Here is a 15,025-nt window from a genome sequence, read left to right as displayed (position 1 = left end):
CGATTTATTCCAGTACAGTAATGGTGACGTTAGGCCGCTGTTCAGGCTTACCTAAGAAGCTTTGCCACCCTAATTGGTTGTGTTGCTGGCGGCCCAAACACAGCCCTTCAGCTTGCTCTTCTGCGATTTTCAATCGCAAATCCCACGCTAATTGTTCGTGAAAGATGTAAGACACAAAAGCAACAAGAGGAAGGAAATCAGCGCCATTTGGTAAAAACGCCATATAACGCTCAAGTGATAGCTCACTAAGCTCAATAGTGCATTTGCCATTACAATCATAAATGTGCGCACCCAAGCTGAAATTCTCACCGAGTAGCATACGAGGTTGTGACTTTTTCCCTGCCTGATGTGAAATCACACCTAACCGGTTTTGCTGGTTTTCAGGGATCGGCACTTTGCGAGTTTCCCATCCGATCACATTGACATGCTCGAGGTCGAAACAATGTGCAACTAAACTACTAATCACATCGGGGGAACGACTTGGACTGGCTAATAACCCTGCATAAGCCAACATCTTGCTATGATTGATATGTACGCGTTCGCGGTTGACTTCATTGCCTAATCCCACCAGTGAAAACATATAGCGGGAGAATGAATCAACGCCTTCATTTTCAAAGCAAATGTAATAACGATACTTACGCCAAATGCGATGTAACAAAGAAACTAGACGATGATTGAATAGGTTCAAATAATCAGTCACACCGGGTAGCTGTTGGGCATCTTCCCAAGCAAAATCATCAAGGTAATAGCTGGGTAATGGTGACTGACTTCCATGTAAACCTAAAAATGAAACTTCAAGTTCAAGCCGCCCTTGTTGATCTTTATTAACTGAAATCACATCCCTAGTAGGGAAGGCAATGTTGGCACACGATGTAAAGCGGATAAGTTCATCCGCTTTCTCTTTTTCTTGTGTTGATGTAGATTCAGTTATCAACTTATTGAGCAGTTCAACAAGTTGATAAAAGTTGTAATCGGTAACAGCAGTGCCAGCCTCATCTAGCCAGCGCTCGATTACCTCAGTGTTTGCTGATTGATTTGAGCCGGCCACCGATAGGTTTCCTTGTTGTCGATATTGAAGACTTCCAGTTCATGAAACATGTTCACACTGGTGTATAACGCAAAAAACTGAGCGATCACGGTACAAAATAAGTACAAACTCCCCTCACTCAAAAAAGCACTTTGACGTACAGTTAGCGTTGTTTTCAGACCTCTCACAGGTAAACCACGGTAAGAATGCTCAATTGGCGTGGTTTGTAAGCCAATTAATGCATCTAAACATTGCTGAGACTGCCTTGCGGTCTGACGATGAAATACTGCGGGTAAATCGTATAGTTGAAGAATTTGCTTTAATGACGTTAAATTCAGTAGTGATTGATAATTCAACGAAAGATTAGTGAGCTCAGACCAATACAGTGTTTGCCCTAGTAATGGGTATAACGGCATGCTTGGTTTGAATAAATTACTCGCGGATACCACACCATCAGGAACGCAGGCCTTATCAAGAGAAATCGCATGTGTTGAAAGCCGTGAAGCGACATTTCGATTAGTGCAATTTAGAGAAACAGAAACTGTTTCTTCACAATTTTGCAGTTTCGTTTCACTATCACGGACAAAAGACATCGTGTGAGAATAGCCAATATCTTCTTTTGCGTGATTAATCTTTAGTCGATAGTAGCCATGGTTTTTGTTTTTGAGGTTGTGGCTTTGATGATGAAAACTTTCGAATGCTGTGTAATTGACGGCATACGGTGTGCCATTTTGTGGGTACCTTAACCCCTGCACTTGGTTAACTGAAAAAATGTCATAACATAGTGGGGTGCGATAACTAGCACTCAATACGTAATCATAATTTTTACCTGTTAAATCAATTGCTTCACTATCTATAGTAAAAAGATTCGCGATAGGTACACAGTTAAGTTTGATACTATCATCGCGGATCATCACTGCATCAGGGATTTCGCAATCAAAATTGATAACAAGCTTAAATGAATCCGTATTCAATGCTAAAGGAAGATCATCAAGTCCCTTAAAATCCATAAACATAAATGCTTCAGGGAAACAAAAGTACTCCTGAAGGATACGATAGCCATCGTAGCTATTTTTAGGGTAAGGCAGTAAAGCATCTTCTTTTTTAAAGCCAACAGGGATAGCCGCAAAATTATCTAAAGGAAGACGATGATGTTCAGCCAACAGTGTGACATTCTTAATTTTATGGCTTAACAGATAGAATAGCTGGTTAGTGGTGTATGTTGCGCCATTTAAATGAATACGTAATTTATCTAGCCCTATTTCAGCAAGCACGCGGGGCTTATCTAATTGAAAAGTAATTTCAATACTTGCAGCCTCCTGCTGAACCTGTGAAATTTTTGCAGGCAGCAACCAGAGATCGCGACACTGGCTAAAACGGCATTGGTGCAAGCTATCCGAATTAGGGTTATCACCTTGCACATACAATGGCCTCGCCACGAAAGGATGGCCCGCCGAAACTTTGCTTGCCTGATCCAGTACGTGAGTATCGACTTGATATTCCACAATTGTCATACTTGGAAAAGGACGTGCGTACGCAGGCCACAGCATATTGACTAAGCTGCTAGTTAGCTCAGAGAACTGCCTGTCGAGCTGTTCACGCAGGTTTCCAGATAGGTAGGCGACGCCTTCCATTAGGCGAGCACCATCAGGATCCTGTAACGGGCTAGACAGTAAGTCAACGAGGTGAGGCTTTTCTATTGCTACCTCGCGAGCGAGTTCTCTCAGGTACTTTTGTTCATTTTCAAAATATGGGTTTGAGGACATATTAGAATTGTTTCAATTGATATCGTCGGTTATTGTCGAGCTGCATGTTGAACTCGATGAGTTGGCGCTGGCTGTCTAAATCAATAAAAGCGGTGATGCTGAATTGAAGCAACAATGCATCTGCATCGCTTTCAATAAATGAGACCTGTACATTACGGATACGAGGTTCATAGACTCTGATGCAATCTGAGATGGAAACTTCAAGGCTCTTGCGAAAATCCATAGCCGCTTGCGTTGCGTCATTTAAATCAGGCACACCTAAAGCAGCTGAGCTTTGGCAAGCATCAGGGCGACTATTCAAAATTTGATTTAAATTTTGTTTGATTGATTTAACCAATGCGTTCATACGAGCATTATGGGAAGAGCCTGAGCTCTTCCCTTGGATGCGCTCAAATAAACTGGCAGTCTCTGAAGACTCCCAGTTATAGTTAGCGGCCATGACGCTTACTCTTTGTCTAAGCGGCCAACAAGCGACAATTCAAAGTTTGCACCCATATATTTAAAATGAGGGCGAACTTGGATTGCCACTTGATACCAACCTGGATCCCCTTCGACATCGAGAACTTGGATCTGTGCTGAACGCAATGGGCGCTTGCTACGCACATCTGCTGGTGGGTTTTCTTGGTCAGCAATGTATTGCTTCAGCCAGATGTTCAGTTCACGTTCCAAATCTTGACGCTCTTTCCATGAGCCGATTTGTTCACGCTGAAGCACTTTAATATAATGTGCTAAGCGGTTGATAATGAACATGTAAGGTAATTGAGTTCCCAATTTATAATTGGTTTCAGCAATTTTACCTTCATGGGTATTTGGATAGGATTTTGGTTTTTGCACTGAGTTTGCAGAGAAAAATGCCGCATTGTCGCTGCCTTTACGCATCGTCAAGGTGATAAAACCTTCTTCCGCTAATTCAAATTCGCGACGATCAGTGACTAAAACCTCAGTTGGAATTTTAGCCTGTAATTCACCCATCGCTTCAAATACATGCACAGGTAAATCATTCACTGTTCCACCACTTTGTGGACCAATAATATTTGGACACCAACGGTATTTGGCAAAGCTATCGTTAATACAGCTTGCTAGCAAGAACGCCGTATTACCCCATAGGTAATGGTCATGGTCTTGCTTCACATTTTCGTTGTAATTGAAAAGCTTAACTGGGTTTTCTGTTGGTGAATATGGCAGACGTAGCAAGAAACGTGGAGCAGTTAGACCCAAGTAACGTGAGTCTTCAGCTTCACGCAATGCACGCCATTTGGTGTGCGCAGGACCTTCAAAAACAGATTTGATGTCTTTGATTGCAGGTAACTCAGCGTAACTGTTAATACCGAAGAAGTTAGGTGATACCGATGATAAGAATGGGGCATGTGCCATTGCGCCAACCGCGCTGACATATTGCATCAATTTCAGATCAGGTGTGGTGTTGTTGAAGGCATAGTTACCAACCACAGTTGCCACTGGCTCACCACCAAACTGTCCATAGCCTGATGAGTAAACATGTTGATAGAACCCTGATTGAACAATTTCAGGAGAAAATTCAAAGTCTTCTAACAACTCTTCTTTCGTTGCGTGAAGAATATTAATTTTGATATTTTCTCTAAAATCAGTACGGTCAACCAACAATTTCAATGAACGCCATGAAGATTCCAGCTCTTGAAATTTAGGCGCATGCAGAATTTGGTCAACTTGCGCACTTAACTTGTTATCCAATTCAACCAGCATCTTATCAATCAATAGCTTATTGATTTGCTCATCTTCATTTTGGCTAGCAAAGATATTGCTGATAAATGCAGCAACACCCTGTTTTGCAATACCATAAGCTTCTGACTCAGGCGACATACGTGATTGAGCCATAATTTCATCTAGTAGCGAACCACTGGATGATGAGGAAACTTGTTGTTCCTGAGTTTCACTATTTAACGACATGAAATAATCCTCTATAAACATTATTTTTGGCTAGCGATATCAAGCTCTTTCAACAGCTGCTCACGAGTATCTTCATTTTCCAGAAGCTCTTGCAGACGTTTTCTAAAAGCTGGGATATTACCAAGAGGACCTTTTAAGGCGACTAATGCCTCTCTCAGTTCCAATAGTTTTTTCAATTCAGGAACTTGACGCGCAACATTATCAGGAGAGAAATCTTGTAAGGATTTAATATCTAAATTGACATTAAGCTCAGAATCACTTTTCTCATCAAGTGTATTTTCAACATTGATGTTTAAACTAATTCCAGCACTTTCCATCACTGAATTAAAGTTATTTTGATTTACCGAAACAGCTTTACGCTCTTCAATAGGAGTTTCCTCCGTTCGACCAATCATATCACCTACGATCAGCATATTAAGCGGTAACTCTATTTCAGATTTAGCTCCACCATCATTAGGAGTATATTTGATATTAATTCGTTCTTTTGGTGCGACACTACCGAGATCTTTTTTACTCATTATAAGTTAAGCTCCTTATTAGCTTAAAATCTTATTGCATGATTAAAAAATGCTCAAAATTATAATGAATAATAAATTCAGAGCATAGGACTTCTAATGAGCAATCACTCACCCATTAAAAGAGTTAAATTGTCCCGGTGATAAAAAAAGAATAATTATTGATATTTTACTTTAGTTTCCACACATCCTATATAAATTCGGCTTATGGTCAATAGTAAATTGCTACTTAATGCAAATGTTTTTTGCAACCATATGTTGCAGAAAGGATAAAATCATTGAAGAGTCAAACAATTAGAACAATTATGGAGGAGTTAGAAAATACGAGAATACACTTAACATGATTAGATAGTTAATTAAATGCCACATTTAACTGTGGCATTGGTAATGATAGAAATTCTAACGTATATAATGAGTATTTAATTTATCCTTTATCCTGTAGCAACCCTTTAAAATATAGTTAATTATCCGTATAACTCATCGCTAAATTCCATACGTTAATTAATAATTATATAACGCTGCTTATACATAAAATACAAAAAAAGACTAATTAAATATGAATAGATGAGTGTTCAATGAAAAATAATTGGGCTACAATTCATAATTATCTAATTAACACAAGCATAAACAAAAAAATAAAAATTAGACTATATTAATTATATTTAAATGAGTAATAAATTTAGGAATAAGATTAGTAATAATCAATATTGATTATAGTTTAGTTTGTTTATTATGTATAATATTTTAATGCTAGTTGAGCCATTTTTAGGATTACCATATAGTTTATACCATTAATCAGTGTATAATCATTATCTCCTACCTACTATGTACATAAATATCCCCAACTATTTGTGAATTCATTAAAGTAATTCTCTAGAAAATTAAAATCGCACACTATAGGTACTCTTATTTAACTTTTCTATCTGAATCACGATCTCCTCAACAACTCAAAAAAAGTTATTTTAATTTTTACACGTTAATATTTACCAAAGTGATTAAATCACATAGGATAATAATTTACAGTATTATTTTATTTGTTATTTAAGAGCAGCGAGTACGTTAAAAACGTACTCGCTCAGACTGTTAACGAACATATTATGTTTAGCTGGAGCGATTAAGCTTTAATATCTACATGCCAATCTTGGCCTTCCCAGCCTCGGCCATCAAATCGACGTGTAAATCGCAGCGTTTTTCCCGCTAATGCACTGATATTTAATGGAACACCATAAAGCCCTAAACCAAGAGGTTGGCTACTTTGTTCTTGAATATCCTGCCAATTATCATAACCATAATGTAGAACAAATGGCTCTTGTGCCTCAATCCACAGCTCATGAGTAGTGGATACAAAACCACAAGGCTGGCTATCACGCCAATGACGAGCTCTAGCCATTGGCGGCTGAACGCCATAACGCCCACTGACTGATTTTAATTGCTCAATAGGGATACCGGTTTTCTGTACATAAATCAGCTTAATCAGCTCCGCATGAGCCCAAATCAGTGGCATTGCACTACCGCTCGGTCTTCCGGTTATCAACCCTCGTTCAGGAATACTTTCCTTATCCCATATTTGCTCAGGCAACATCCCGCCTGTACTGGCAGAGGCTAAAATCGCATTCAAGTACGGTGTAACATCTTGTTTGCAAGCCGCAGCATAATGGCCTCGTTCACCACTTAATAACGGCCACAAACGCCCAACGCCACTACCATCAAATGCACGTCCGTCTTCATGTTCGCCATAACCATCTTCGTTATAGCGATAGTAATATGGGCCTGCGGGTAATTGCATGCATAGCAACTTATCAACCAGTTTTGTCGTATCTTCAATTCGTTTATCAGTGGCTTTCCGTAATCCTAAACGAACTAAATACAGATACTCCATGCCTAATAGCGCACGTGTACTGATAGTTTCGTTGTTACGGTTGCGTAACATCACATCACCAAAGCGTGCAGAATGGCTATTTGGGTTTAAACGAACATAATGCCCATCAATTCCTAGCTCGCGATCGAGTTTGGTATCCTTGACATAGACCCAAGACTCAAGACGCTCATTCCAATCATCAGCTAAATCAAGTGCATATTGTTTATCACCTTCTTCTAAGAATCCGGCTTTTGCCCCAGCCACCAGTGCCGCAATCGAAACTGACAAAGTAAACGGGTTAATACCTGCATTCTCTTCCCAGCGATCTTGTGGGCTAGCTGGACCATATTGAGCGATAAATGCTAATGCCTTACGTGCCATTCGAATTGCAGCACCTTGCATTTCACCCAATAGCCCTTGTTCATGTAGTTTCGCAGCAAAAAGTACCGGTAATGCCACTTCGTCCAGTTGTATGCCTTGCCAATAAGGTTGACCGTCGGTGAAGTTATTTTGCATCCAATGACCATCAGGCTGCTGAATAGCAATCAAATAAGCCATTAATGCACGCACCTCGGCAATTAAACCACAAGCCAACATAGCAAAACCGACTTCAACAGAGTCGCGTGGCCATACGAGGTGATAACCCCCAGCGTCTTTATGCGTATCCCCCCACGGAGTGCTTAGACTTGCCACTAATGAGCCAGGAAAAGTGCGTCCTTCGTGTGTTTTGATCACCGCAATCGAGGTACGAACAGCATCGGATAAATTTTTAGGTAATTTGTCCAAACCGGGAAAATTGACCGTTTCATTCCATGCTGCCCATAAATAAGCGTACTGGCGTCGCGCTTCTTGGTAGCCCGCTGCAATCGAGCTCGCCGCCAGCGTTGCTGCGCCTTGTGCACTATCTGAAAACGCTAACGCTAATACCCCTGAGTTACGATTGAGTTCCCCCATCATCGCGAGATTACCCGGCCCTGCTTGCTGGTATTCCCAGCTCATATAGCCATTTTGGCTAAAATCCTGCCACCCATCAGAGCTGCCAACATAACCCACGCTGGCGCGGTTAAAACCGCTTTCTGCCGCTAATATCAGATGGCGTCCTTTTTTATGTGCCGTTAAGCCATGAGGAGAGACTGAGCCATAATTATCATCACCATCGCCGCCGATATGTGGCGCTAACAGCGGATATAACCTTAGCCCTTCTCCTTCTAGGTGATACCGAATCAGCAGCACATCACGCGCAGGATCCGTAATAATTTCTAATTCAAGGCGATAGCGTTCATGGTGGTGAACAATTTTAGGGATCGGTAAAGAAGATGATGGTGTAGTCAACTCATATTGATTGACTCGCTTCACTTCAGACCAAAAATCATCCCCTGCAATGATAAAACCTAAATCACGAATATGGGGGGTACTACAAGAAGGCCAATAGACTTCATTTAAAATACCATACCCTACAGTAAACCATACGCGACCTTGCCCTATCGCCGTTCCGACCATATCTTTTGCACTGCTGGTCCATGTTGCTGTGCTACCCGGTCCTCCGGGGGCGTGTTGCTGATTCATTCGCTGTTCTCCTGCTCGAAGAGAGAACGCCATTGATGCCCAGAACGCATAATTCTTGATTGTGTATCAGGCCCTTGAGTTCCCGCTTTATACAAATCAGGCATGCCTTGTTGCCAAGCTTTTAATGCAGGATCAATGATCCGCCATGCCCATTCCACTTCATCAAAACGTAAAAAGTGAGCCCCCTCACCATTCAATGCATCAATCAGTAACTGCTCATAGGCGGATACCTCATATTGGCCAGGCTGAGTATAAGGTGCACTCAGTGTGATCCCATGTGTATTCAAATGCATACCGGGTAATTTTGCCGTCATGTGCATATCCATACCCATGGTTGGGGATAACCTAAAGACGAGCCAATTATTATCGACTTCAACGTCCCCCGGCAGCGCGCCCGCTGGAGCTTTAAACTGCACCGCAATTTCTGCGTAGTTATTGGCTAACCGCTTACCACTACGCAGATAAAATGGCACGCCTTTCCAACGCCAGTTATCAATCTCAATTCGCAATGCCGCGAAAGTTTCTGTATTCGTATCCACAGGGATCCCCGGCTCGTTACAATAATCCGTTGCCGTTTCACCATTGACTTGCCCTGCGCAGTATTGCCCGCGCACCGCCCAATCATTTGCGTTCATATCATCGGTCGGGCGAATTGATTTCAACACTTCAACTTTATGATCACGCAGAATTTCACCATCCCAGCGACCTAATGGTTCAATCGCTGCCAAGGTTAATAGCTGCATTAGGTGGTTTTGTAACATATCGCGCATGGCGCCCGAGTGGTCATAATAGACCGCTCGGTTTTCAACCCCTAACGTCTCTGCATAGGTAATTTGTACTTGCTCGATATGCTCGGCATTCCAAACAGGTGCCAATACACGATTAGCAAAGCGGAAAATCATCAAATTTTGTGTCGCTTCTTTACCAAGAAAGTGGTCGATACGATAAACCTGTGATTCGTCCCAATAAGCGTGGACTTGTTCACGTAGTAATTTTGCAGACGCTAAATCGGTACCAAATGGTTTTTCAATGATAATACGTCGCCAATTGTCACCCTCTTCTTTGGATAATCCTGCTTCCCCAATCGCTTGCGCTGCCTGTCCAAATAAAGTTGGCGGTAATGCGAGATAAAACAGAGCCGATGGCGTTAATTTGCCTTCCAGTGCTCGTAATGCATCCGCTTCAAGTGAACCACTAACAAAATCTAGCTGTTCACTAAAAGCTTTCCATTCTGTCTCATTGAAGTCTGTAATAAATTCAGCAAGGGCATCATGAATATGTTTTAAAAAAGCGTCGCGATCCCATTTATCAATCGAATAACCAATAATATTCAAGTCAGGGATCAAACCCAGTCGATGCAAACGAAATAGTGATGGCATTAATAATCGTTTGGTTAGATCACCACTTGCCCCTAAGATCACTAAAGAAGAACGGCTCATTTGGATCCCCCTTGATCGGCGGATTTTTCTTTATGTCCACCGAACGCATGACGCATTGCCGATTGAACACGATCAGCGAACAAATCATTATCACGGGAAGAGAAACGTGAATAGAGCGCGCTAGTCAGGACTGGTGCAGGCACACCAAGATCGATTGCCGCAGTGGATGTCCAACGGCCTTCTCCTGAGTCAGAGACTCGGCCTGCATAATTTTCGAGATCGGGTGATTGATGCATCTCTTGTGCGATCAAATCAAGCAACCATGATCCAACGACACTACCTCGGCGCCATAGCTCACTGATCTCACCAACCGGTAGCTTATATTGATAATATTCAGGATGCTCAAGTGGTGCAGTTTCGGCATCCGCCGCAACTGGATTTAGCCCTTGATCCGCATGTTTCAGGATGTTCAAACCTTCCGCATAAGCGGCCATCAAGCCATATTCAATGCCATTGTGAACCATTTTGACAAAGTGGCCGGCGCCACTAGGGCCGCAATATAAATAACCTTGTTCCGCTGGAGAAGGCTCACCGTTATTACCTTCCGTACGTGGTGCGGCATCCACTCCCGGAGCTAAGGCACGAAAAACTGGCTCTAAATATTGATAGTGCTCTTTCGGCCCACCAATCATTTGGCAATAACCACGCTCTTCACCCCATACTCCGCCACTGACACCCACATCCATATAGTGCAGTCCTTCGGCTTTTAATGCATTGGCTCGGCGAATATCCTCAGTGAAATGAGAATTACCCCCATCAATCAGCGTGTCACCTTTTTCTAATAATGGCTTCAGTTGAGCGATCACTGTGTCAACCACGGCCGCAGGTAACATCAACCAAATATGTCTTGGTGCCTGCATATTTTTCACCATCTCTTCAAGAGAGTGGCTAAAAATGACGCTATCAGGCAATTGCTGGCGGATCGCTGCATTTTGGTCATATACCACACATGAAATGCCGGCTTGCTGGATGCGGCGTACCATCGCAGCGCCCATTCTGCCAAGTCCAATAAAACCTAGTTGAAGCTGATTTACAGATGATTGATTCATAGGTTATTTCCCCAAATTCTGATCCCACCAAGAAAGGCTTTGTCGTTATCTCCACGTCGGACATACTTAGGTAATTGAGTAAAGTGATGTACATTACCTCCACCAATCACAATGTAGTCCGGCATTAATGCTTGATAAAAATAGTCCACAATCGTCAATACGCTTTGTCGCCATACCTCATCGCCAACCAATTCACGATAATGCTCACTCGCATAATATTCATAATCATGCTCAAGATAGGGGAGATGGGCTATCTCCATAGGTTGTAGTTGCTGATTAACCACCAAAGCGCTCCCTAGCCCCGTTCCTAATCCTAAAAACAACATACTGCCACCTTCATAGCTACCTACAGCCTGCATGGCTGCGTCATTAATCAGGCGAATTGGGCATGGAAAAGCATTCACTAAATCAAAATCAACCCAGCCCTCCCCTAAATTAACCGGTTCTTTAAGAATACGGTTACCTGAAATAGGCGAAGGAAAACCAATACTCACACTATCAAATGAAGTAGGGTCAACATATTGATTAATATCATGAATAAATTGTTCTGGTGTCATTTTATCGCCAGAAACAAATTCAATTGCTGGTGTATTTGGTGCGGTATAGAGTTTGACGTGAGTGCCGCCGACATCTATCACTAAGATCCGTTTGGTGCTAGGAACATTCGAGATAGTGATCACACAAGATGTTTGACTCTTTAAAGGCATAGAAAGGTTTCTCCGCTTTAACAGCTTCGACAATGGATGCTTCCACTCTATTAGACCTATGTGTACTCTCAATAATTCGAGGTGCGACTAGATGGCACAACGTGAAGTATTACGAGTCGTTAGTCTAAACCTTTTCCCTTTGGGCGATGTAATAGCTGGCATTAATACCAGTCAAGAATTGATAATAAATTTAAATTTTATTTTTAGTTGATTAAAAAAGTATACCCATAAATAGTTTTAATAAAAGTAAAAATGACGTCAATTAAATAATACTTAATTAGCATTTTATATTCATTATCATTTAGCGATGTCATTAGTGTTTAATTTCAAACTTTAACAAAATAGCATTGGAAAGCAATAATCATATAAATACCATCGGTTTACGCTCTTTAAATTTTATTTTTCATCATCTATGATTATTAAAGAATAGGACGCTCGATTTTCTAACTCTATTACAACCTTCTATGAAAACTACATTTATTGAACGTTAAACATTAAGGTGAAATGATGAAAAAATATTTTGTTATCGGTGCGGTTATTACCTCATTAGCGAGTATGTCTGCAATGGCAGCAGATAAGAAAGATGAAGCTAAGCCTGTTGCAGAGTGGACCTGTGAAGAATTTTTAGCTATCGACGATAATTTCTATCCAACCGCGGTCGGTGTTGGTGAACTATTAACCAAAAAAGATAAAGTTGAAGATGCGGTACTTGATGTTGATGGTATCCAAACCATCACTCCTCTCGTGATCGATGCCTGTAAAAAAGATACCAAAGCAAACTTTGTCGAGCAGGTTAAGAAAGCCAAACAATAATAAGGCTCAATGTGCGTAGCTAACGGCTACGCACCTATATCTATGAAGCACCCATCTCAATATTCTCTACAGCCAACTCAACACTGTTAATTTATTTCAGTATTCTTGTTAGCACTGATTTATCACCTTGCCTCATTCGTGTTAATTCCCTCTTAAAGATACTTTAGTTAATGAATCTCGTATTTATTTTTTGCACATATCAATGGTAGTATTCGTACAAGATATGATTATCAATATCATTTACATTTAGATTTTCATTTACTAAGGGATACTATGTCAATTCACTGCCACTACACACGATTAGCGGCTGCTGTTATCGCTGCTACAGCCTCTTTTAATGCTCTCGCTCAAGAAGATGCAGATAAAATGATTGTCACTGCGTCAGGCTATTCACAACAATTACGTGATGCACCTGCCAGTATTACCGTCATCACCAAAGAACAACTACAAAATAAACCCGTCCGTGACCTTGCTGATGCTGTTAAAGATGTTGAAGGTGTCAGTGTTGTTGGCAGTGCGAATAAACAAGATATTAATATTCGTGGTCTACCGGGTGAATACACCCTGATACTAGTGGACGGACGCCGCCAAAATAGCCGTGAATCGCGCCCAAATGGTAGCGGTGGTTACGAAGCTGGTTTTATGCCTCCCGTTGAGGCTATTGAACGTATTGAAGTGATCCGTGGCCCAATGTCTTCTTTATATGGTTCTGATGCCATGGGCGGGGTAATTAATATTATCACGAAAAAAGTCACCAATGAGTGGCATGGTAATGTCGCCATGGGCGGTATTTTGCAGGAAAACAGTGATAGCGGTAACTCAACTGACGGTAACTTCTATCTTTCAGGCCCCCTGATCAAAGACAAGTTAGGGTTACAATTATATGGCGGGGGAGATTATCGCCAAGAAGATAAAATTCTTGAAGGTCATGACCAAAAAGATAATCGCAGCCTGACCGCTAAACTGACTTTCACGCCATTAGAAAACCAAACCTTTTTACTTGAAGCTGGTAGAACAACCCAAGAAAGAACCGCAACACCGGGTAAATCAATTAGCGACTACGAAATCCGCGGCGGATTAAAGCAAGATAACGACAAAACAGAGATCCATAACAACCGTAATCATATGGCCTTAACCTATAAAGGTGATTGGGATGTGATCAAAACTGAAATGAGCGTTTATCAAGAACAAACAAAACGCAAAACTAAGTCACAAAAACGCGATGATGCCACAGGAAAATGGGTCGGTGGTTATGAAGAACGCGTCCCTGACATCACCAATACGGTCGTTGACGGCAAAGTTGTCGCCTTTTTACCTGATAACGTGCTCACTGTCGGTGGCCAATATCAACATGCTAAATTAAAAGACAGTTCGCTGGTTGCACCAGAAACCATGGAAAAGACCTCGATGTCGGTAGATCAACACGCCTTATTTGTTGAAGATGAGTTTACTGCAACAGATGACCTGATTTTAACCGGTGGTTTGCGGTTAGATCACCATGAAACCTATGGCAATCATTGGAACCCAAGAGGTTATGCCATTTATTATCTGACTGATGAAATCACCATTAAAGGTGGGGTTTCACAAGCTTTCCGTGCGCCAACCTTACGTGAAATCAGTGCAGGTTATGGGACATCAACCCAAGGTGGTAAAGGGATCATTTATGGCAATCCAAATTTAAAACCCGAGAAAAGCCTGAACGAAGAAATCAGTATTGCGTATGACCATGCATCAGGGTTCAATGCCAGCCTAACCTTCTTTAATACTGACTTTAAAAACAAGCTAACAAGTTATGCAACAGGGGAAAAAGAGTCAGGAACTAACTTTAATATCTACAAATATGACAACGTGGGTAAAGCGAATATTAAAGGCATTGAAGTTGCAACGGGGATCCCACTGGCTGAAGATTGGAAACTTAGCCTGAATTACACCTATGTGGATTCAAAACGTGAAAGCAATGACGAAAAACTGTCTAGCGGTCAGTCACTCAAAGGCTATCCGTTAGATAAAACGCCAAAACATACTGCAAATGCAAAATTAGATTGGCGCTACAGTGACGATCTCAATCTGTATACCCGAGCCCACTACGAAGGTGAACAAGTTTGGGCATCCCAACGTAATGGTTATACCAAACCACGCTACCGTAGCGGTTACACCACGATGGATGTTGGGATGACTTATCAACTGTTGAAAAATACTAAGCTCAATTTAGCGGTACTGAATATCGCAGATGAAAAAGGCCCTAAAATCGATAAGCAAGGCGGTAACTGGGACGTTGAAGACGGTCGCCGTTATTGGGCAAATGTTGATGTGAGTTTTTAATATATTTTAACCTTAAAAAGCAGGTATCATCTGATAT

11 protein-coding genes are annotated in these 15,025 nt (G+C 41.5%); 2 read left to right on the top strand and 9 right to left on the bottom strand.

Going from position 1 to position 15,025, the window contains the following annotated elements:
• Nucleotides 1–4 precede the first annotated feature (4 nt).
• The 9 genes from tssG to M1E96_RS00705 all read right to left on the bottom strand — a co-directional run bounded on the left by tssG (nt 5) and on the right by M1E96_RS00705 (nt 11,853).
• Complete coding sequence (gene tssG, locus M1E96_RS00745; protein ID WP_070929529.1) at nt 5–1,048, bottom strand: type VI secretion system baseplate subunit TssG; 1,044 nt, start codon at nt 1,046–1,048, stop codon at nt 5–7.
• Entirely contained in the window at nt 1,012–2,793 is a 1,782-nt protein-coding gene (gene tssF / locus M1E96_RS00740; protein ID WP_369097040.1) for a type VI secretion system baseplate subunit TssF, read from the bottom strand. The genes tssG and tssF overlap by 37 nt, the downstream gene beginning before the upstream one ends.
• A 1-nt stretch (nt 2,794) precedes the next feature.
• Nucleotides 2,795–3,232: a type VI secretion system baseplate subunit TssE gene (tssE, locus tag M1E96_RS00735; protein WP_369427328.1), complete on the bottom strand. Its 438-nt coding sequence runs from the start codon at nt 3,230–3,232 to the stop codon at nt 2,795–2,797.
• Nucleotides 3,233–3,237: 5 nt separating this feature from the next.
• The gene (gene tssC / locus M1E96_RS00730; protein WP_070929532.1) at nt 3,238–4,719 is read right to left on the bottom strand and encodes a type VI secretion system contractile sheath large subunit; all 1,482 of its coding nucleotides are present in this window, start codon (nt 4,717–4,719) and stop codon (nt 3,238–3,240) included.
• Between the two features lie 20 nt (nt 4,720–4,739).
• On the bottom strand, nt 4,740–5,237 hold the full coding sequence (tssB, locus tag M1E96_RS00725) for a type VI secretion system contractile sheath small subunit (RefSeq protein WP_070929533.1): 498 nt from the start codon (nt 5,235–5,237) through the stop codon (nt 4,740–4,742).
• Nucleotides 5,238–6,348: 1,111 nt separating this feature from the next.
• Nucleotides 6,349–8,658: a glycoside hydrolase family 15 protein gene (locus tag M1E96_RS00720; RefSeq protein ID WP_272580546.1), complete on the bottom strand. Its 2,310-nt coding sequence runs from the start codon at nt 8,656–8,658 to the stop codon at nt 6,349–6,351.
• Nucleotides 8,655–10,097, bottom strand: a complete 1,443-nt coding sequence (gene zwf, locus M1E96_RS00715; RefSeq protein ID WP_319067947.1) for a glucose-6-phosphate dehydrogenase — start codon at nt 10,095–10,097, stop codon at nt 8,655–8,657. Before zwf ends, M1E96_RS00720 begins: the two co-directional genes overlap by 4 nt.
• Entirely contained in the window at nt 10,094–11,146 is a 1,053-nt protein-coding gene (gene gnd, locus M1E96_RS00710; protein WP_070929535.1) for a phosphogluconate dehydrogenase (NAD(+)-dependent, decarboxylating), read from the bottom strand. Before gnd ends, zwf begins: the two co-directional genes overlap by 4 nt.
• A complete protein-coding gene (locus tag M1E96_RS00705; protein ID WP_070929536.1) occupies nt 11,143–11,853 on the bottom strand; it encodes an ROK family protein in 711 nt (236 codons plus the stop codon). Before M1E96_RS00705 ends, gnd begins: the two co-directional genes overlap by 4 nt.
• Nucleotides 11,854–12,360: 507 nt before the next feature.
• Here M1E96_RS00705 and hdeA point away from each other — a divergent pair.
• Both hdeA and M1E96_RS00695 read left to right on the top strand, forming a co-directional pair.
• On the top strand, nt 12,361–12,666 hold the full coding sequence (gene hdeA, locus M1E96_RS00700) for an acid-activated periplasmic chaperone HdeA (RefSeq protein WP_070929537.1): 306 nt from the start codon (nt 12,361–12,363) through the stop codon (nt 12,664–12,666).
• Between the two features lie 273 nt (nt 12,667–12,939).
• Nucleotides 12,940–14,988 carry a TonB-dependent receptor gene (locus tag M1E96_RS00695; protein ID WP_272580547.1) on the top strand — a complete coding sequence of 683 codons (2,049 nt, stop codon included), beginning with the start codon at nt 12,940–12,942 and terminating at the stop codon, nt 14,986–14,988.
• Nucleotides 14,989–15,025 lie beyond the last annotated feature (37 nt).

It is taken from the genome of Providencia sp. PROV236 (assembly GCF_033676985.1).
GTDB classification, from domain to species: Bacteria; Pseudomonadota; Gammaproteobacteria; order Enterobacterales; family Enterobacteriaceae; genus Providencia; species Providencia manganoxydans.
This window is presented reverse-complemented; position numbering and strand designations above follow the sequence as displayed.